The organism is Massilia pinisoli, from assembly GCF_024753285.1.
In the GTDB taxonomy this organism is placed as follows: domain Bacteria; phylum Pseudomonadota; class Gammaproteobacteria; order Burkholderiales; family Burkholderiaceae_D; genus Telluria; species Telluria pinisoli.
Map to the genome: position 1 here is coordinate 35,134 of NZ_JANUGW010000030.1, position 16,180 is coordinate 51,313.

Below are 16,180 nucleotides of genomic sequence, written 5' to 3' on the forward strand. Positions count from 1 at the left end.
AATCTGGCGCCCCCCATCTGGCCCTTCATTCACCCAGGCAGATAGAACATGATGAAATCGAAAATCGCGCTGGCCGTCCTGCTGACCAGCGTCGCGCTGGCGCCGGCGAGTGCGCGACCCAGGCCGCACCACAAGGCCGCCGCCAGCACCAAGGCACACACGTCTGCGTCGAAAAGCAAAGGCAAGACCAAGACCGCGGACAAGGCCACCGAGAAGCCGGTGCAAAAAGCCGCCGCGCCCGTCGCCTCGAGCACGCCGCAGAACCGCAACGACCGCTTCATGGACTCGCTGTCCATGCAATTCCTCACCGCGCTGTGGCGCATCGATCCGGAAGACGGCATCAGCGTCGGCAAGTTCGACGCGGCCGCCAAGCTGACGATCCCCGACGCCGCCTCGCGCGCGAAGAAGCTCGCCTTCATCGACGAATGGCTCGACAAATTCGGCAAGCTGAACGCCGACAAGCTGTCGCCGAACCAGCGCACCGACCTCGCCGTCCTGCTGAACAAGCTGAAATACGAACGGTGGCAGTTGACGACGTTCCGCGAGTTCGAGTGGAACCCCGCCGAGTACAACGTGGCGCAGCCGCTCGACCTGATCCTGAATACGGAATACGCCGCGAAGGCGCAGCGCCTGCGCACGATCCTGAAGCGCCTGGCCGACGTGCCGGCCTACTACCAGGCCGCGCAAGCGTCCCTCGTCAACCCGACGCACGAACACACGCAGCTCGCGATCCAGCAGGCACCGGGTACGCTCGTCGTGCTGGCGGACCTCGGCAAGGCAGCGCAGGAATCGATCCTGTCGACGCAGGAAAAGGCGATCTTCGCGGTGCGCATCGCGAACGCCGGCACCGCGGTGCTGGGCTGGGTCGACTTCCTGACGGACCTCGACAAGTCGCAAACGCAGATGCAGCGCGCCCGCTCGTTCCGCATCGGGAAGGACTTGTACGAACAAAAATTCGGCTTCGATATCCAGTCGTCCAGCACGGGCGAGCAAACGTACCGGAAGGCCCTGGCCGCGCGCGACGAACTCTTGACCCGCATGGACGGCCTCGCCGACCAGCTGTGGGACAAGACGATGGGCGCCGGCACCGCGAAGCCGGCCGACCGGTATAAAAAGATCGGCATGGTGATCGACAAGCTCTCGCTGCAGCACACGACGCCCGCGAACTTCCTGCCCGAGATCCGCCGCCAGATTCCGCAACTGCAGGACTGGGTCGTGTCGCACAACCTCGTGACGATCGACCCGAGCAAGCCGCTCGTCGTGCGCGAGACGCCGTTGTACCAGCGCGGCGTGGCGGGTGCCAGCATCGACGCGCCGGGGCCGTACCGGCCGAAGGATAAAACCTATTACAACGTGACGCCGCTGGACGGCCTCACGCCCGAACAGGCCGAAAGCAGCCTGCGCGAGTACAACAACTGGATGCTGCAAATCCTGAACATCCACGAGGCGATCCCCGGCCACTACACGCAGCTGATGAACGCGAACCGCTCGCCGTCGCTGGTGAAAGCGTTGTTCGGCAACGGCGCGATGGTCGAGGGTTGGGCCGTGTACGGCGAGCGCATGATGCTGGACTCGGGCTACGGCGACAACGCGCCGGAGCTGTGGCTCATGTGGTGCAAGTGGAACCTGCGCAGCGTCTCCAACACGATCCTCGACTACAGCGTGCACGTGCTGGGCATGACGCGCGAGCAGGCGCTGGACCTCCTCGTGCGCCAGGCGTTCCAGACCCCGCAGGAAGCGGCCGACAAGTGGCGGCGCGCGCAGCTGTCGTCCGTGCAGCTCTCCAGCTATTTCAGCGGCTACAGCGACATCATGGAATTGCGCGAACGCCGCAAGCAGCAGCTGGGCGACCGCTTCGACCTGAAGCAGTTCCACGACCAGTTCCTGAGCTACGGGAACGCGCCGGTGAAGATCATCGGCCAGCTGATGCAGTAACACGTGAAACGCACGACGATCGTCGCGGCGTTCGCGGGCATCGCCGTATTGGCCGGCGGCGCCGCGCTGTATGTCTTCAACGCGCGCCAGAACGCGACGCCGGGCCGCGCCTTCTGGCTGCCAGCCGAGGCGCCGACGCAGGCCGCGTGGCGCGCGCGCGTAACGCCGCTCGCGGGCCGCTTCGGCGATCCGTTCGGGACCGTCGTCGATGCGCACGGCAACGTGTTCGTGGCGGACGGCGGCGATTGCAGCTGCATTCGCCGCATCGGGCTTGACGGCGGCATGACGACCTTCGCCGGCGGCCATGCGGGATTCGCGGACGGCCTCGGTGCCACGGCGGCATTCGACACACCATCGGCGCTGGCCATCGACCGCCTCGGCAATCTCTACGTCGCCGACACCCGCAACAACGCGATCCGCAAAGTGGCCCCTGACGGCGCCGTGTCCACGCTGGCGGGCGGCGGCGATGCCGGCTACGTCGATGCCATCGGCCGCACTGCGCGCTTCGACGGGCCGGTCGGCGTGGCCGTCGACCATGCGGGCATCGTCTACGTCGCCGACACGTACAACGACCGCATCCGCCGCATCGGCAAGGACGGTGCAGTGACGACGGTGGCCGGCAGCGGCACGCTTCAGCTCATCGACGGCACGGGCAGCGCGGCCGCATTCGACACGCCGAGCGGCATCGCCGTCGACAAGCACGGCGTGCTGTTCGTCGCCGACACCGGCAACGACGCGATCCGGCGCATCGACAAGACCGGTGCCGTGACGACGTTCGCGCGCCCGCCCGAGTACGAACGGCGTCCGCTGCTGCACCGCCCCGTCGCGCTGGCGCTGACGCACGACGGCTATGTGTATGCGAGCGGCGCGGGTGGACGCATCCTCCAGTTCGACCCAGGCGGGCAGTATCACGCGCTGCCGGACGCCGACCGTCCCGCGGGCGCGAGCTTTGCGAGCGACGGCAGCGTGCAACTGTACGCGCCGCGCGGCATCGCGGTGCGGCGCGACGGCACGCTCGTGGCGACGGATGGCCGCGCGCTGCGGCTGTTCGCACTGGCGCCGTCCCGCCCCGGTACGCCGGCCCTGCCCGACATGCCACCGGCGTTGCCGACGATGACATCCCTGCCGTGGCCCGTGGCCCCGCAGCAGGAGCCGCACGAAGTGGTCGGCGTGATGGGCGAGGTGCGCGGCAGCTACGACGGCGAGAACCGCGACCACTTCCACGCGGGCCTGGACATCCGCGCCGACGTGGGCGCGCGCGTGCTCGCGATCCTGCCCGCGACCGTCAGCGACCCGTATCCGAACTGGGCGTTCGGCGAGTTGGGCGAAGGCATGAGCATCGGCCCGCTCGCGTACATCCACGTGCGCGTGGGCCGCGACGCAGCCGGCAAGGCACTCGACCCGCGCTTCCAGCTGCTGCGCGGCGCGAACGGCAAGCCGGAACGCGTGCGCGTGCGGCGCGGCACCCGTTTCGACGTCGGCGACGCGCTGGGCACGATCAATCCGATGGCGCACGTGCACATGGAGTACTACCCCGGCGGCGCGGCCGTCAATCCGTTGACGCTGCCGCTCGTCGGACTGCGCGACACGGTGCCGCCACGTATCGAGAGCATCGCCCTGTACGACGCGGACGGCAATCGCCTGCCGGGCAAGAAGGGCCGGCGCGTGCACGTGGCGCGCACGCTGGGCGGCGTCACCATCGTCGCCGCCGGCTACGACCAGATCGACGGCAACCTGGCGCGGCGGCGCCTCGGCCTGTACAAGGTGGGCTACCAGCTGCTGCATGCGGACGGCAGCCCGGTCGCGGGATTCGAGGCGCCGCGCGTCACGCAGGTCTACGACCGCCTGCCGCGCGAGCGCGAGGCGGCGAAGCTGCTGTACGCGGAGCGCAGCGGCATCACGGTCTACGGCAGCAAGTCCACGGTGTTTGCCTATGCCGTCAACAACACGCTGAAGGATGGCGTGGCGCTGCCGGGGACGTGGCGCGTGGATGGGCTGGCGCCTGGAGATTATCTGCTGCGTATCTACGCCGCCGACTTTGCGGGGCAGGTGGCGCTCGAGGGCCGGGACCTGGCCATTACGGTCGACTAAGACCTGGCTCAACCACGAGGATGCCTGTCGATGGCGGATGTGGCGCGTGGCGCCCCGTTACCGCCTCAAATCCGTCCGCGTCCTGCAGGTTGTGACAATGCATGACTTTTCCAGCCGAGCGCGGTGCTATGCTGAAAGCAGCGGCCGAGACGGGGTGCTGTGAAATGCTGGAAGAGCTTTTGAAGGCACGAGGGCTTTGGTACTCGGATGAAGATGAGGACGCCGACTTCGATCGGTGCATGCGCGTTGGAAGCGACATTGCCGCTTACTTTGTCGACGCATGTATTCGGATCGCTCGGACACTGCATGAAAACGGCGTCATCGAGCAGCATTTTTCCCGCTCGAGTCCGATTGTCGTGCATGGACTCGAATACTATGACCAGACTGACCGAGGGTGCGCATTTCGGCGACGTGTTCGGACACGCGCACTGAATCCCGGGCGCCCCGCTGTTAAAAGGCCGCGAATCCGCGGCCTTTTGACGACGGCAGCCGCGTTACTTCGTCGCCGTCTTACGGCGCGCTGCCGTCAGGCCCAGGAGGCCCATGCCGATGATCGCAAGCGATGCCGGCTCCGGCACTTCCGACGTCATCTTCAACGTTGCGCCTCGCGAGTGCAGTGCCCAGCCCGGATAGCCGATCGTGGACGAGCGCACTTCCATTTCCACGGCCGGGGCCGACGACCAGTTGATACTCGCCAACACATCATTCAGGGAAGCGAGCTTGACGTTCGAGACCGAATAATTCTGGAACGTTGCACCGCGGGCGCCGCCGGCGAAGAAGTCGCTCCACAGGCTCTGACCGTTATCCATGAGTGTGACGTACAGGCGATTGCCGTAGAAATCGTTACCGCCCCAGCCTTGATCATAGGTCGTCGACGAACCGGACAGGGAATCGATGTGGGTGGTATTCGGCGTGAGCAACAGACCCATGAGTTTATCGTTGTGCCAACCGCTCCACGAATCGTAATTGACCGGGCCAGCGGACTGGGTGATCACCGCTGCCATGGCGGTGCCACTCAGGCCGGCGAAGATTGCAAACGCGCAGATAACTTTGTTCAGTTTCGACATGATAGCCCTTTTAGGAAATTGTTATTTCCTATAAGCATGTTTCATGCCTAGAAACAACTTCTGCTTCCGATCAACAAGTTAGAGACGATGCGCTGGCGAGCATCCTGTTGCCTGTAAAGTTTTCCGACAGCGTTTCGCACCTTCTGGTGGCCGAGCGATAAGCGCGCAAGGTAACTTGCAGTACATGCGAGTTGCTCAGGCCCGCCCGTCGGCCCGTCTGTTTTACATGCTCAACTTCAACAACAACTCATCCAGGCGCTCGAGGGTGGAGGCCATGCCCTCTTTCATGCCCATGTCGATGACCTTTTGCACGTCTTCCGGCGAGTTGTAGTGCACGACTGTGGTGACCAGTGTGTGATCATTCAGGTCTGTAAAGGTCACGTCCCAGCGTGAACGCGGCATGTCGGGATTGACGACGCCGGTTTCATCGGTGAAACCATCCAGCGTCACATAACCATCGATCGGATGGATGGCCTGGTAATCGACGCGGCTCCAGTAGGCCTGGCCATCGGGCGTGACCATGGCGTAGTGCCAGTAGCCGCCTTCCTTGAATTCCATATGCTTGGTCTTGGTGGTCAGCGGTTTGGGGGCGAACCAGCGGTCGAGCAAAGCGCTTTGCGTATGGCAATCCCATACCAGCTGGCGCGGTCCAGCAAATTCCCGCTTGACCGTGAGCGTACTGTTTTCCTTGTCGGCCACAAAATCGAACTGAAGCTTAGCTGCCATTCTCATCTCCTTGCAGTTGATCCAAAAGTTTGTCCAGGTTTTCGTATCGGCTGCTCCAGAGCGCGCGCTGCTCCTCGAACCAGCGCTCGGCCGCCGCGAGCTTGTCGCGCTCGAGCGTGCAAGTCCGCACCCGACCGCTCTTGCTGCTGGTGACCAGGCCGGTCTCTTCCAGGACCCGCAGGTGCTTCATGAACGACGGCAGTGCCATGTCGAAAGGTGCAGACAAATCACTGACGGTCGCCGGGCCGGCGCCAAGCCGACGCACGACAGCCCTGCGCGTCGGGTCCGACAAAGCGTGGAAGATCGCGTCCAGCGCAACTCGATAGTTATCCATGTGGCTAACTATAGTCGCGAAAACAATGAAACGCAACAATTTTCGACAAAAGAAATCAGCCCTGCCGGTTGCACTCCGGTCCGGAAGCTATGAATGTCTTACTGAAAAACGGCAGCGCGGCGAAAAGCCGGCAGGCCGTATCGGGAACAGGCAGCCCAGCCGGACCGCCGCACAAATCAAGCGTGCTCTTCCGGCGCCTGCGACACGCGCACGAAGATCGGCGCCATGATGAGGCCCAGCTCGAACAGCAGGCACATCGGAATGGCCAGCGCCAGCTGGCTGACGGCGTCCGGCGGCGTGACGACGGCGGCGATCACGAACGCGCCGACGATGGCGTACGGGCGGATCGAGCGCAGCTTCTCGACGCTGACGATGCCCATCCGCACGAGGATCACGACGACCACCGGCACCTCGAACGTGGCGCCGAATGCGAGACACATCGACATCACGAAATCGAGGTAGTTCTCGATGTCCGGCATCACGGCGATGGAGTTCGGCGAGAAGTTGCCGATGAAGTGGAACACGCGGCCGAACACGAAGAAATAGCAGAACGCCACACCCGCGATGAACAGGACCGACGACGAGATCACGAGCGGCAGCACGAGCCGTTTTTCGTGCGCGTACAGCCCGGGCGCGACGAACGCCCAGACCTGGTAGAACACCCACGGCAGCGCGACGATGAAGGCGATCAGCAGGGTGATCTTCATCGGCACGAGGAAAGGCGAGACGACGCCCGTGGCGATCATCTTGGAGCCGGCCGGCAGCGCGGCCAGCATCGGGGCGGCGAGGAAATCGTAGATGCGCGCCGGGCCCGGCCACAGAAGCAGCACGATGCACGCGAGGGCGATGCCGTACGTCGCCTTGATCAGGCGGTCGCGCAGCTCGACCAGGTGGGAGATGAAGGTTTCTTCGCCCGCGGTTTCTTCAGTCATGTGGCGCAAGGGTGTGGCGCCCGGGGGCGACCATCATCAGAAAAATTTGGTGTTGGAAGTGGCGCCGGGACGGAACTTGCGCACGCGCGCGGCGCCGGACAGTACGTGCTGGCGCGTGCCCTGGCGGTTCTTGTACCACGCCGGCATGCTCGACGTCTTCGCCAGTTTCTTGCGGCGGAAGTCGCGCGCCTTGCGCTCGATGTCGTCCGTGGAGGCCGTCGAGGGCATCACGGCCGTGTCGCCGCGCCATGCGGACTCGACCTCGTTCATGTGCGCCGACACCGTGTTCTCGACCTCGGACTTGAACGTCTCGACTTCCGACTTGAAGCTTTGCGCGCTGTCCTGGATGTCCTTGTGCAGATTGCGCAATTCTTCCATCTCGATCTCGCGCGAGACCTCGGATTTCACCTCGTGCAGGTAGCGCTGGGCGCGGCCGTATAGCGTACCGGCCATGCGCGCCACCTTAGGCAATTTCTCGGGGCCAATCACGACCAGCGCCACCGCGCCGATGATGGCGAGTTTGGTAAGACCGAGGTCGATCATGCGGGGTCAGCGGCGGGGCTTAGTGACGGGTCTTTTCGCGCGCGTCGACGTCGATGGTCGACTTGTCGGCCACCTGCTGCGGCGGCTGCACGGTGGACTGGCTGCCCGGGACCTTGTCTTCCTCGCCCTTCATGCCATCCTTGAAACCCTTGACGGCCTTGCCCAGGTCCGAGCCGGCATTGCGCAGCTTGCCCGTACCGAACACGACCACCACCACGACCAGCACGATCAGCCAGTGCCAGATACTCATCGAACCCATTGTATTCTCCTTGCCGGGCGCTAACCCGATCAGCGTAAGCTAAAGCTACGCCAGTATAAGCCATGCAGGACGAGAACGCCCTTTTTCCTTTGGGCAAAAAGCCTGTCTATTCTGCGGTAGGGTGGACGGGTTCCCCGTCCACGCGTTCAAATCACCCGGCCGTAGCAACGCAAGCTCTAGTTGAACGCGTGGACGGCAGAGCCGTCCACCCTGCAGGGTTACGTGCCTAGACCACGCCACGGACGCGGCCCGCCATACACGTGCAGGTGCAGGTGATACACCTCCTGCCCGCCGTCCGGCCCGACATTGAACAGCGTCTTGTAACCGCCGCTGCGCTTGCCGTCCGGGCCGGTCTTCACGGCGATGCCGTGTTCGGCCGCCAGCTTCGGCGCAAGCGCCAGCATCTTGCCGAGGATATCCGCGTGGTCGTCCGTGCAATCGGACAGCGTGTCCACGTGCTGCTTCGGAATCACGAGCAGGTGGACGGGCGCGGCCGGGTTGATGTCCTTGAACGCGAGCAGCTCGTCGTCCTCGTAGACCACGCTGGCCGGGATCTGCTTGGCGGCGATCTTGCAGAAGATGCAGTTATCCATGTCGACTCTCCAGGTCTCAGTCTTTGGGGCGCGACGCTTTTTCTTCGATGCCGGAAATGCCTTCGCGCCGTGCCAGTTCGTCCAGCACCTGCTGCGGCGTGAGGCCGAACTGCGCCAGCAGGACGATCGAATGGAACCACAGGTCGGCCGTTTCGTACAGCAGCTTCGAGGCATCCGCGCCGGCGCGCACGTCCTTGGCGGCCATCACCGTCTCGACGGCTTCCTCGCCGATCTTTTTCAGGATGGCGTCGTCGCCCTTGGCGAACAGCTTGGCCACGTACGACGCGGCGGGGTCGCCACCGTTGGCCGGCTTGCGCGATTCGATCACCGCCGCGAGGCGTTCCAGTTGCGTGCTCATTATTTCTTCTTCGGGTTGGTATAAATCGTGTCCGGGTCCTGCAGGACGGGTTCGACGCTGTGCCAGTCGCCGTCGCCGAACTTCTGGAAGAAGCAGGAATGGCGGCCCGTGTGACAGGCGATGCCGCCGGCCTGCTCGACCTTCAGCAGAACGACGTCTTCATCGCAGTCGAGGCGGATTTCCAGCACTTTCTGCACGTGGCCGGACTCTTCGCCCTTGTGCCACAGCTTCTTGCGCGAGCGGCTCCAGTACACGGCCTCGCCCAGTTCCACGGTTTTCGCCAGGGCTTCGCGGTTCATCCACGCGAACATCAGGATGTCGCCGGAACCGGCTTCCTGGGCGATCACCGGCACGAGGCCGTGCTCGTCCCACTGGATTTTCTTGAGCCAGGGCTGGGCAGGGATCATCGGAGGGGTGGTCGGGGTCACCATGGTCGTCGGTTCCATCAATCAGTCGAGGCGCATCGGGATGCCGCGTTCGGCCATGAAGCGCTTCGCCTCGCCGACCGTGTGCTGCCCGTAGTGGAAGATGCTCGCGGCCAGCACGGCGTCGGCATGGCCTTCCAGCACGCCGTCGGCCAGGTCCTGCAGGCCGCCCACGCCGCCGGAGGCGATCACGGAGATGCCGACGGCGTCCGACACGGCACGCGTGAGGCCCAGGTCGAAGCCGGACTTGGTGCCGTCGCGGTCCATGCTGGTCAAGAGCAGTTCGCCGGCGCCCAGGCTTTCCATCTTGCGCGCCCATTCGACGGCATCGATGCCCGTCGCGTTGCGGCCGCCGTGGGTGAAGACTTCCCATTTGCCGGGTGCGACCTGCTTCGCGTCGATGGCGACGACGATGCATTGCGAGCCGTGCTTCTGCGAGGCGTCGTACACGAGCTGCGGGTTGGTCACGGCCGACGTGTTCATCGACACCTTGTCGGCGCCGGCGTTCAGCAGACGGCGCACGTCCTCGACCTTGCGCACGCCGCCACCCACGGTCAGCGGGATGAACACGGTCGATGCCACCGCTTCGATGATCGGCAGGATCAGGTCGCGCCCGTCGGAAGACGCGGTGATGTCGAGGAAGGTGATTTCGTCGGCACCCTGCTCGTTGTAGCGGCGTGCGATCTCGACCGGGTCGCCGGCGTCGCGCAGCTCGGTGAAGTTGACGCCCTTGACGACGCGGCCGCCGGTGACGTCCAGGCAGGGGATGATGCGTTTTGTGAGCATATGAGTCTTTGCGATATTCGGCCGCCGCCACGGCGCGAGCGGTGACGGCGGCGTGGGCGCGGGCGAAGGATTAGGCCTGCGCGCCCTCGGTCAGTTCGTCCGCGCGTTCCTGCGCGCTGGCCAGGTCGAGCGTGCCTTCGTAGATCGAGCGGCCGCAGATCACGCCTTCGATGCCCTCGTCCTGCACGGCGCACAGCGCTTCCACGTCGGCCAGGTTGTGCAGGCCGCCGGAGGCGATGATCGGGATGCGCACGGCCTGCGCGAGGCGCACGGTCGCTTCGATGTTCACGCCGCCCATCATGCCGTCGCGGCCGATGTCGGTGTAGACGATCGATTCGACGCCGTAGCCTTCGAATTTCTGCGCGAGGTCGATGACTTCGTGGCCGGACATCTTGCTCCAGCCGTCCGTCGCGACCTTGCCGTCCTTGGCGTCCAGGCCGACGATGATTGAACCCGGGAAGGCGCCGCAGGCGTCGTGCAGGAACCCAGGGTTCTTCACGGCCGCGGTGCCGACGATGATGTAGGTGATGCCGTCGTCCAGGTAGCGCTCGATGGTGTCGAGGTCGCGGATGCCACCGCCCAGCTGGACGGGGATCTCGTCCAGCTCATTCTCGGTGGCGTAGTCCTGCACGACGCGCAGGATCGACTTAATCGCCTCTTCGTTCTTCGGTTTGCCCGCGAACGCGCCGTTCAGATCGACCAGGTGCAGGCGACGCGCACCCTTCTTCAGCCAGTGCAGCGCCATCTCGGCGGGATCTTCGGAAAACACGGTGGCGAGGTCCATATCGCCTTGTTTCAGGCGAACGCAGTGACCGTCTTTCAGGTCGATGGCGGGGATCAGCAGCATGGTCGGTATCGATTAGGTTAATGGCCGGATTGACGGCGGAAATTACGGGTTCCAGTGAACGAAGTTCTTGTACAGTTGCAAGCCAGCGGTCGCGCTCTTCTCGGGGTGGAACTGGGTCGCGACGATGTTGTCCTTCGCGACGGCACAGCAGTACGGCGCGCCGTAGTCGGTTTCCCCGATCGTGTGCTCGGCATTCTCGGGCACCGCGAAATAGCTGTGCACGAAATAGAAATAGCTGTTGTCGGCCACGCCGTTCCACAGCGGGTGCGCGCGCGACTGGCGCACGCGGTTCCAGCCCATCTGCGGCACCTTGAAGCGCGAGCCGTCGGCCTGCAGCTTGCCGTCGAGCTGGAAGCGCACCACCTTGCCGGGCAACAGGCCCAGGCCAGGCGCATTGCCCTCTTCGCTCATCTCGAACAGCATCTGCTCGCCCACGCACACGCCCATCACGGGACGCGTCCTGGTCGCGCGCAGCAGCGCTTCCTCGGCGCCGGACTCGCGCAGGCTCTGCATGCAGTCGCGCATCGCGCCCTGGCCCGGCAGCACGACGCGGTGGGCCGCGTCGATCACGGCCGGGTCGTTCGAAATTCGCACGTCGGCCTCCGGCGCCACGGCGCGCAGTGCCTGCGCCACCGAGCGCAGGTTGCCCACGCCATCGATCACAACAATCTTGTTCGTCATTCTTTCTTCCGTCGCGTTACAGGCTGCCCTTGGTCGACGGGATCGTACCCGCGGCGCGCGCATCCAGCTCGGACGCCATGCGCAGCGCGCGGCCGAATGCCTTGAACACGGTCTCGCACTGGTGGTGGGCGTTCACACCGCGCAGGTTATCCACGTGCAGCGTCACGCCGGCGTGGTTGACGAAGCCGCGGAAGAACTCGATGGTCAGGTCGACGTCGAAGCGGCCGATCGTCGCGCGCGTGAACGGCACATGCCATTCCAGGCCAGGACGGCCGGAAAAATCGATGACGACGCGCGACAGCGCCTCGTCCAGCGGGACGTAGGCATGGCCGTAGCGGCGGATGCCCTTCTTGTCGCCGATGGCCTTGGCCACCGCCATGCCCAGCGTGATGCCGGTGTCCTCGACGGTGTGGTGGTCGTCGATGTGCAGGTCACCGACGGCCTCGACTTCCAGGTCGATCAGGCCGTGGCGGGCGATCTGGTCCAGCATGTGGTCGAGGAACGGCACCCCGGTATTGAGTTTCTGGCGGCCGGTGCCGTCCAGGTTGATCGCGACGCGAATCTGCGTCTCGCTCGTGTTGCGCGTGATTTCTGCGGTGCGGGTCATTGCTAGGTGCTCGGCGGTATCAGGCTTGCAGGGAAGCCTTCAGGGCATTCAGGAATACGGAGTTTTCTTCCGGGGTGCTGACCGTCACACGGATGCAATTGGCCAGCAATTCATGCATTCTACTCAAATTTTTAATCAGTACCCGTTCTGCGAACAGTTTAGCGCACGACTTGTCGGCATCCGGCACGCGCAACGTGATGAAATTGGCGCTGGACGGAAACACCGTCACGCCCGGCAGCGCGGCCAGCGCGGCGGACAGCTCGGTACGGGCTTCGTTCAGGCGCGCGGCCTGCTCATCCAGAACGTCCACGTGGTCGAGCGCGAATTCCGCCGCCACCTGGGTCAGCACGTTGACGTTGTACGGCGGGCGCACCTTGTCGAACTGGTCCAGCAGGGCGGGCGCCGCGGCCAGGTAGCCCAGGCGGATGCCGGCCAGGCCCAGCTTCGACAGCGTGCGCATCACGACGAGGTTCGGGTACCGCGGCAGCTTGTCCATGAAAGTCGTGCGGGCGAACGGCTGGTAGGCCTCGTCCGAGACGACGATGCCGTCCTCGCCCAGCGCCTCGATGATGGCGACCATGTCGGCTTCGGCGTACAGGTTGCCCGTCGGGTTGTTCGGGTACGCGAGGAACACGAGCGACGGCTTGTGCTTCTCGATCGCGGCCAGCATGGCGGGCAGGTCGAGCGAGAAGTCGCTCTTCAGCGGCACCCCGACGTAATCCATGCCGGCGAACTGGGCGGAACGCTGGAACATCACGAACGCGGGCGTGGGCGCCATCACGACCGCACGCTTGTCTTGCCGCGAGCAAGCCATGCACAAAATCGAGATGATCTCGTCGGAGCCGTTGCCGAGGATGACGTCGTAGCCGGCCGGCACGCCGAGCTTGGTGCGGATCTTTTCCTTCAGCGTGGCATACGACGCGAGCGGATAGCGGTTCAGGACGGCGTCCGCCAGGCGCTGGGCCAGTTCCACGCGCAGCGGCTCGGGCAGCTGGTACGGATTTTCCATCGCGTCCAGCTTGATGTAGCCGCTCGAATCGGGGACGGTGTAGCCATGGCCGGACCGGACGTCTTCGCGGATCGTGTTGGCGATGAGATTGTCGATGTTGGTCCTGCTCATTCCTGATTCACTCCTTCGGTGGCGGCGTCGATGCGGACGCTCTTGCGTTGTTTCTTGGTGGCCGGCTGCGCGGGGGCGGACAAGCGTTCCGCGATGATCGCGCAGTAGGCGGGGTTCAGTTCGAAGCCGGTGAAACGCCGGCCGAGGCGTTGCGCGGCCAGTGCCGTCGTGCCGCTGCCCATGAACGGGTCGAGCACGACGCCGCCCGGCGGGCATGACGCCTTGACCATGCGCTCGATGATCTCGAGCGGCTTCTGGGTCGGATGGTCGACCCGTTCCGCATGTTCGCGATGCAGCCGCGACACGCTCCACAGGTCCTTCGGGTTGTAACCCACTTCCAGCCACTTGGCGCCAACGAAGATCGAGCGGGATCGCGCCTTCTTCGTCTCGGCGTCGTACGGGATACGCACGGAGTCCAAGTCGAAATAATAATCCTTGCGCTTCACGAAGAAGCCGATGGTGTCGTGCACCGAGGTAAAGCTTCGAGTGCTGCCCCCCATCGAGGGGACGCGGCGGTCCCAGATGATCTCGTTCATCATCGTCATGCGCCGCTTGAGCATGACGAAGATCTCCGGCGCGAAGCGCCAGGTGAGAAAGATGTACAGGCTGCCGTTGTCTTTCAGCTTCGGCAGCGCGACATCGATCCAGCGCTCGGTCCACGCGAGGTAATCCTCGCTGCTCTGCTGGTCCGAGCCGTTGCCGTAATCCTTGCCGAGATTATACGGCGGGTCCGTCAGGATCAGGTCGATACTGCCGTCGGGGATGCGTGCCATGCCGGCCAGCGCATCTTCGCAGAAGACCTGATCGAGCCAGGCCGTCATGATCCCGATTCGATCCTGAGTTCTGCGCTGCGCGCGTGGGCCTGCAGGCCTTCGCCGTACGCGAGTTCGGCCGCGACCTTGCCGAGCGTTTGCGCGCCGGCCTGCGAGACGAACAGGATCGACGAACGCTTCTGGAAATCGTACACGCCCAGCGGCGACGAGAAGCGCGCCGTGCGCGACGTCGGCAGCACGTGGTTCGGGCCGCAGCAGTAGTCGCCCAGCGATTCGGACGAGAAGCGGCCCAGGAACATCGCGCCCGCGTGACGGATCTTGTCCGCCCACTTGAGCGGCTCTTCGGCCGAGATTTCCAGGTGTTCCGCCGCGATGGCATTCGCGATGGCGCACGCTTCATCCATGTCGCGCACTTTAATGAGGGCGCCGCGGTCCGTCATCGACGTGGCGATCGTGTCCTTTCGCGGCATCGTCGGCAGCAGCTTGTGGATGCTCGCCTCGACTTGCGCGATGTAGTCCGCATCGGGGCACAGCAGGATCGCCTGCGCCAGTTCGTCGTGCTCGGCCTGCGAGAACAGGTCCATCGCGACCCAGTCCGGGTCCGTCGTGCCGTCGCACAGCACGAGGATTTCCGACGGGCCCGCGATCATGTCGATGCCGACGACGCCGAACACGCGGCGCTTGGCGGCGGCGACGTACGCATTGCCCGGGCCGACGATTTTATCCACCGGAGGAATCGTCGCCGTGCCGTAGGCGAGCGCGCCGACGGCTTGCGCGCCGCCGATCGTGATCACGCGCGTGACGCCCGCGATCGCGGCGGCCGCCAGCACCATGCGGTTCTTGACGCCATCCGGCGTCGGCACGACCATCACGATTTCCTTCACACCGGCCACTTGCGCGGGGATCGCGTTCATCAGCACGGACGACGGATACGCGGCCTTGCCGCCCGGGACGTAGATGCCGACGCGGTCCAGCGGCGTCACGCGCTGGCCCAGCACGGTGCCGTCCGGCTCCGTATACGTGAAGCCGTTCAGTTCCTGCTTCTGGCGTTCGTGGAAGACGCTGATGCGTTCTGCGGCCGTTTTTAACGCAGCGCGTTGCGCTTCCGGCAGCGAATCCAGGGCCGTCTGCAATTCTTCCTGGCCGACGTCGAGGGCGGCCATGCTCGTGGCGCCGCCGTTCGGCAGGCGATCGAACTTGTTCGTGTATTCCAGCACGGCAGCGTCGCCGCGGGCCTTCACGTCGGCGAGGATCTTCGCGACGGCCGATTCGATGGCGTCGTCGGTCTCGGCTTCGAACGCGAGCAGCGTGGACAGCGTCTGCTGGAAGTCGGCAGCGGTGGAATCGAGTTTGCGGATCGTGATGGACATGGTCGTTAGCATTGCTGCTGCTTGGACGCGCGTTCGAACGCGTCGAGGATCGGTTGCAGGCGCGCGCGCTTGAGTTTCAAGGCGGCCTGGTTGACGACGAGGCGCGACGAAATCTCCATGATCTTTTCCACTTCGACCAGGTTGTTGGCCCGTAGGGTACCGCCCGTCGACACGACGTCGACGATGGCATCCGACAGGCCGACCAGCGGCGCCAGCTCCATCGAGCCATACAGCTTGATCAGGTCGACGTGCACGCCCTTCTTCGCGAAGTGCTCGCGTGCCGTGTGCACGAACTTCGTCGCGACGCGCAGGCGCGCGCCCTGGCGCACGGCGTTGTCGTAGTCGAAGCCGGCGTTGACGGCCACGGACATGCGGCAGCAGGCGATCTGCAAATCGATCGGCTGGTACAGGCCTTCGCCGCCGTGCTCCAGCAGCACGTCCTTGCCGGCGACGCCGAAGTCGGCGGCGCCATGCTGGACGTACGTCGGCACGTCGGTGGCACGCACGATCAGCACGCGGATGCCGGGATCGTTGGTGGCGAGGATCAGCTTGCGCGAGGTTTCCGGATTTTCCAGGACCTCGATGCCGGCCGCAGCCAGCAGCGGCAGCGTGTCTTCGAAGATGCGGCCCTTCGAGAGGGCGAGGATCAGCTGCGAGCTGTCCCGAGTAGTGTCGTTCATGAGAATGTCGTTCCGGCAGGCCGTGCCCTGTTCGAGGGCCGGCCCGCCTGCTT

General features: G+C 64.8%; 20 protein-coding genes. 2 read left to right on the plus strand and 18 right to left on the minus strand.

What is annotated here, in order from left to right; translation table 11 throughout:
* Positions 1-48: 48 nt before the first annotated feature.
* Together NX784_RS26815 and NX784_RS26820 are read left to right on the plus strand one after the other, a co-directional pair.
* A complete protein-coding gene (locus tag NX784_RS26815; protein WP_258819730.1) occupies positions 49-1,935 on the plus strand; it encodes a DUF885 domain-containing protein in 1,887 nt (628 codons plus the stop codon).
* Positions 1,936-1,938: 3 nt separating this feature from the next.
* Positions 1,939-4,026 carry a gluconolaconase gene (locus NX784_RS26820; RefSeq protein ID WP_258819731.1) on the plus strand — a complete coding sequence of 696 codons (2,088 nt, stop codon included), beginning with the start codon at positions 1,939-1,941 and terminating at the stop codon, positions 4,024-4,026.
* A gap of 65 nt (positions 4,027-4,091) precedes the next feature.
* Here NX784_RS26820 and NX784_RS26825 read toward each other — a convergent pair whose 3' ends face one another.
* From NX784_RS26825 to hisG, 18 genes are all read right to left on the minus strand, one after another.
* Complete coding sequence (locus NX784_RS26825) at positions 4,092-4,358, minus strand: hypothetical protein (RefSeq protein WP_258819732.1); 267 nt, start codon at positions 4,356-4,358, stop codon at positions 4,092-4,094.
* Positions 4,359-4,520: 162 nt separating this feature from the next.
* Positions 4,521-5,093, minus strand: coding sequence for a PEP-CTERM sorting domain-containing protein (locus NX784_RS26830; protein WP_258819733.1), 573 nt, complete (start codon positions 5,091-5,093; stop codon positions 4,521-4,523).
* Positions 5,094-5,315: 222 nt separating this feature from the next.
* Positions 5,316-5,819: an SRPBCC family protein gene (locus tag NX784_RS26835; protein WP_258819734.1), complete on the minus strand. Its 504-nt coding sequence runs from the start codon at positions 5,817-5,819 to the stop codon at positions 5,316-5,318.
* A complete protein-coding gene (locus NX784_RS26840; protein ID WP_258819735.1) occupies positions 5,809-6,153 on the minus strand; it encodes an ArsR/SmtB family transcription factor in 345 nt (114 codons plus the stop codon). The genes NX784_RS26835 and NX784_RS26840 overlap by 11 nt, the downstream gene beginning before the upstream one ends.
* A 176-nt stretch (positions 6,154-6,329) precedes the next feature.
* Positions 6,330-7,085, minus strand: coding sequence for a twin-arginine translocase subunit TatC (gene tatC, locus NX784_RS26845; protein WP_258819736.1), 756 nt, complete (start codon positions 7,083-7,085; stop codon positions 6,330-6,332).
* A gap of 36 nt (positions 7,086-7,121) precedes the next feature.
* Complete coding sequence (tatB, locus tag NX784_RS26850) at positions 7,122-7,628, minus strand: Sec-independent protein translocase protein TatB (RefSeq protein WP_258819737.1); 507 nt, start codon at positions 7,626-7,628, stop codon at positions 7,122-7,124.
* A gap of 19 nt (positions 7,629-7,647) precedes the next feature.
* A complete protein-coding gene (gene tatA, locus NX784_RS26855) occupies positions 7,648-7,887 on the minus strand; it encodes a Sec-independent protein translocase subunit TatA (RefSeq protein WP_258819738.1) in 240 nt (79 codons plus the stop codon).
* 218 nt (positions 7,888-8,105) lie between these two features.
* Positions 8,106-8,480: a histidine triad nucleotide-binding protein gene (locus NX784_RS26860; RefSeq protein WP_258819739.1), complete on the minus strand. Its 375-nt coding sequence runs from the start codon at positions 8,478-8,480 to the stop codon at positions 8,106-8,108.
* Between the two features lie 16 nt (positions 8,481-8,496).
* The gene (locus NX784_RS26865) at positions 8,497-8,838 is read right to left on the minus strand and encodes a phosphoribosyl-ATP diphosphatase (protein ID WP_091664832.1); all 342 of its coding nucleotides are present in this window, start codon (positions 8,836-8,838) and stop codon (positions 8,497-8,499) included.
* On the minus strand, positions 8,838-9,245 hold the full coding sequence (hisI, locus tag NX784_RS26870) for a phosphoribosyl-AMP cyclohydrolase (RefSeq protein WP_166862018.1): 408 nt from the start codon (positions 9,243-9,245) through the stop codon (positions 8,838-8,840). Before hisI ends, NX784_RS26865 begins: the two co-directional genes overlap by 1 nt.
* 42 nt (positions 9,246-9,287) lie before the next feature.
* Entirely contained in the window at positions 9,288-10,049 is a 762-nt protein-coding gene (gene hisF / locus NX784_RS26875; RefSeq protein WP_258819740.1) for an imidazole glycerol phosphate synthase subunit HisF, read from the minus strand.
* 70 nt (positions 10,050-10,119) lie between these two features.
* Complete coding sequence (gene hisA, locus NX784_RS26880; RefSeq protein WP_166861944.1) at positions 10,120-10,896, minus strand: 1-(5-phosphoribosyl)-5-[(5-phosphoribosylamino)methylideneamino]imidazole-4-carboxamide isomerase; 777 nt, start codon at positions 10,894-10,896, stop codon at positions 10,120-10,122.
* 42 nt (positions 10,897-10,938) lie between these two features.
* On the minus strand, positions 10,939-11,577 hold the full coding sequence (gene hisH, locus NX784_RS26885; RefSeq protein WP_258819741.1) for an imidazole glycerol phosphate synthase subunit HisH: 639 nt from the start codon (positions 11,575-11,577) through the stop codon (positions 10,939-10,941).
* Positions 11,578-11,593: 16 nt separating this feature from the next.
* Complete coding sequence (gene hisB / locus NX784_RS26890) at positions 11,594-12,184, minus strand: imidazoleglycerol-phosphate dehydratase HisB (protein ID WP_258819742.1); 591 nt, start codon at positions 12,182-12,184, stop codon at positions 11,594-11,596.
* Between the two features lie 19 nt (positions 12,185-12,203).
* Positions 12,204-13,304, minus strand: coding sequence for a histidinol-phosphate transaminase (hisC, locus tag NX784_RS26895; protein ID WP_258819743.1), 1,101 nt, complete (start codon positions 13,302-13,304; stop codon positions 12,204-12,206).
* The gene (locus NX784_RS26900; protein WP_258819744.1) at positions 13,301-14,125 is read right to left on the minus strand and encodes a DNA-methyltransferase; all 825 of its coding nucleotides are present in this window, start codon (positions 14,123-14,125) and stop codon (positions 13,301-13,303) included. Before NX784_RS26900 ends, hisC begins: the two co-directional genes overlap by 4 nt.
* On the minus strand, positions 14,122-15,447 hold the full coding sequence (gene hisD, locus NX784_RS26905) for a histidinol dehydrogenase (protein WP_258819772.1): 1,326 nt from the start codon (positions 15,445-15,447) through the stop codon (positions 14,122-14,124). The genes NX784_RS26900 and hisD overlap by 4 nt, the downstream gene beginning before the upstream one ends.
* Positions 15,448-15,452: 5 nt before the next feature.
* Entirely contained in the window at positions 15,453-16,127 is a 675-nt protein-coding gene (gene hisG / locus NX784_RS26910; RefSeq protein WP_258819745.1) for an ATP phosphoribosyltransferase, read from the minus strand.
* Positions 16,128-16,180 lie beyond the last annotated feature (53 nt).

Coding starts and splice junctions, on each gene's coding strand:
- NX784_RS26815 (WP_258819730.1), top strand. CDS start 49: ATGATGAAATCGAAAATCGCGCTGGCCGTCCTGCTGACCAGCGTCGCG.
- NX784_RS26825 (WP_258819732.1), bottom strand. CDS start 4,358: ATGCTGCTCGATGACGCCGTTTTCATGCAGTGTCCGAGCGATCCGAAT.
- NX784_RS26830 (WP_258819733.1), bottom strand. CDS start 5,093: ATGTCGAAACTGAACAAAGTTATCTGCGCGTTTGCAATCTTCGCCGGC.
- NX784_RS26835 (WP_258819734.1), bottom strand. CDS start 5,819: ATGGCAGCTAAGCTTCAGTTCGATTTTGTGGCCGACAAGGAAAACAGT.
- NX784_RS26840 (WP_258819735.1), bottom strand. CDS start 6,153: ATGGATAACTATCGAGTTGCGCTGGACGCGATCTTCCACGCTTTGTCG.
- tatC (WP_258819736.1), bottom strand. CDS start 7,085: ATGACTGAAGAAACCGCGGGCGAAGAAACCTTCATCTCCCACCTGGTC.
- tatB (WP_258819737.1), bottom strand. CDS start 7,628: ATGATCGACCTCGGTCTTACCAAACTCGCCATCATCGGCGCGGTGGCG.
- tatA (WP_258819738.1), bottom strand. CDS start 7,887: ATGGGTTCGATGAGTATCTGGCACTGGCTGATCGTGCTGGTCGTGGTG.
- NX784_RS26860 (WP_258819739.1), bottom strand. CDS start 8,480: ATGGATAACTGCATCTTCTGCAAGATCGCCGCCAAGCAGATCCCGGCC.
- NX784_RS26865 (WP_091664832.1), bottom strand. CDS start 8,838: ATGAGCACGCAACTGGAACGCCTCGCGGCGGTGATCGAATCGCGCAAG.
- hisI (WP_166862018.1), bottom strand. CDS start 9,245: ATGATCCCTGCCCAGCCCTGGCTCAAGAAAATCCAGTGGGACGAGCAC.
- hisF (WP_258819740.1), bottom strand. CDS start 10,049: ATGCTCACAAAACGCATCATCCCCTGCCTGGACGTCACCGGCGGCCGC.
- hisA (WP_166861944.1), bottom strand. CDS start 10,896: ATGCTGCTGATCCCCGCCATCGACCTGAAAGACGGTCACTGCGTTCGC.
- hisH (WP_258819741.1), bottom strand. CDS start 11,577: ATGACGAACAAGATTGTTGTGATCGATGGCGTGGGCAACCTGCGCTCG.
- hisB (WP_258819742.1), bottom strand. CDS start 12,184: ATGACCCGCACCGCAGAAATCACGCGCAACACGAGCGAGACGCAGATT.
- hisC (WP_258819743.1), bottom strand. CDS start 13,304: ATGAGCAGGACCAACATCGACAATCTCATCGCCAACACGATCCGCGAA.
- NX784_RS26900 (WP_258819744.1), bottom strand. CDS start 14,125: ATGACGGCCTGGCTCGATCAGGTCTTCTGCGAAGATGCGCTGGCCGGC.
- hisD (WP_258819772.1), bottom strand. CDS start 15,447: ATGTCCATCACGATCCGCAAACTCGATTCCACCGCTGCCGACTTCCAG.
- hisG (WP_258819745.1), bottom strand. CDS start 16,127: ATGAACGACACTACTCGGGACAGCTCGCAGCTGATCCTCGCCCTCTCG.